Origin of the sequence: Nocardia uniformis NBRC 13702 (genome assembly GCF_001613345.1) — a bacterium.
GTDB classification, from domain to species: Bacteria; Actinomycetota; Actinomycetes; order Mycobacteriales; family Mycobacteriaceae; genus Nocardia; species Nocardia uniformis.
In genome coordinates this window covers 1-1,180 of sequence record NZ_BDCE01000106.1, presented here as the reverse complement: position 1 = coordinate 1,180, position 1,180 = coordinate 1, and the positions used below count along the sequence as shown (strand labels likewise).

Here is a 1,180-nt window from a genome sequence, read left to right as displayed (position 1 = left end):
TTGCGACTCACCCGCAGTCGGCATCGACAGAAGACCGCTTATCAGTAGCTGCACCGACAATGTGCGCGAACCAGGCACACGCCAATATCGCGACCAGCGGTACCAGCATGGCAGCGGTAAGAGGTATCAGCTTGGTGAGCCAGCCGATCGTGACCGGTCCGGCGAGGAGTCCGACGTAGCCGATACCGAAGACCCTCGACATGTCGGTGGCCGCAGTGCGCGAGCCGAGATTGCCTGCGGCGGTGAATACCTGGGGTACCCCACCCGCCAGCCCGATTCCGCACAGGGCCCACCCGGCCAGTGTGATCGGTACCCACGGTGACGCTACGACCAGCGCGAATCCCATGGCCGCGAGCAGGCTGCCCCAGCGCACCACCGCCACCGGCCCGAAGCGTCCGCTGACTCGGTCGGCGAGCAGCCGACCCACGGTCATGGTTATCGAGAACGCGCCGAAAGCCAGCGCCGCCGTGGCCGCATCGGCTCCGAGATGCTCGCGCATCTGCAACGCGCTCCAATCGCCGACCACCCCTTCTGCCATCAGCAGGGCGAATGCGATAGCGGCCAGTGCCAATACCTTTCGAGTATTGCGGCCGGTCGTTGTCTGCTCGTCCGCCCGTATCCCGGCCGAATCCGCATGCGCGAAGGACAATTCCGCCCGTGCGGGAGCGTCGCTCGGTGACAGGTCCGACGGTGCGGCGGTCGAGCCCGCCGATTCCCGGGGTGGGTGGGTCACAGTCGAACTCGTCGCCTCGCTGGACTGTGCGGTCGACGCGACTGTTCCCGGTGCGGCGGACAACTGCCGTTCGGGCGAATCCACGCGCGAGGTGGCCGAAGCGGGCGGGACGAGGCGGGACGCGCTGAGTGCAATGACGGCCAGTCCGACCGCGGCTGCCACGAGCATGGTCACTCGGATATCCCAGCCGGCGCGCTGAGCCGCCGCTCCGGCGAGCGCCCCCACCAGGGATCCCGCCGAGAACAGGGCGTGGAAGGCCGACATGATGGGGCGGGGGTAGCGCGATTCGACCTCCACCGCCTGGGCATTCATAGCGACATCGAGTGCGCCGAAGCCGACGCCATAGGCGGCGAGCGCAAGCGCCAGTGTCACCGTGTTGGTCGCGAAGGCGGGTCCGATGATGGCGAGGGTGGTGATGACAGCGGCAGCCGTGGTCACCGCGCGGCT

1 protein-coding gene is annotated in these 1,180 nt (G+C 68.0%); it reads right to left on the bottom strand.

Annotated elements, in window-relative coordinates; genetic code table 11:
* Positions 1 to 7 precede the first annotated feature (7 nt).
* Complete coding sequence (locus tag NU1_RS42005) at positions 8 to 1,171, bottom strand: MFS transporter (protein WP_245720472.1); 1,164 nt, start codon at positions 1,169 to 1,171, stop codon at positions 8 to 10.
* Positions 1,172 to 1,180: the final 9 nt, after the last annotated feature.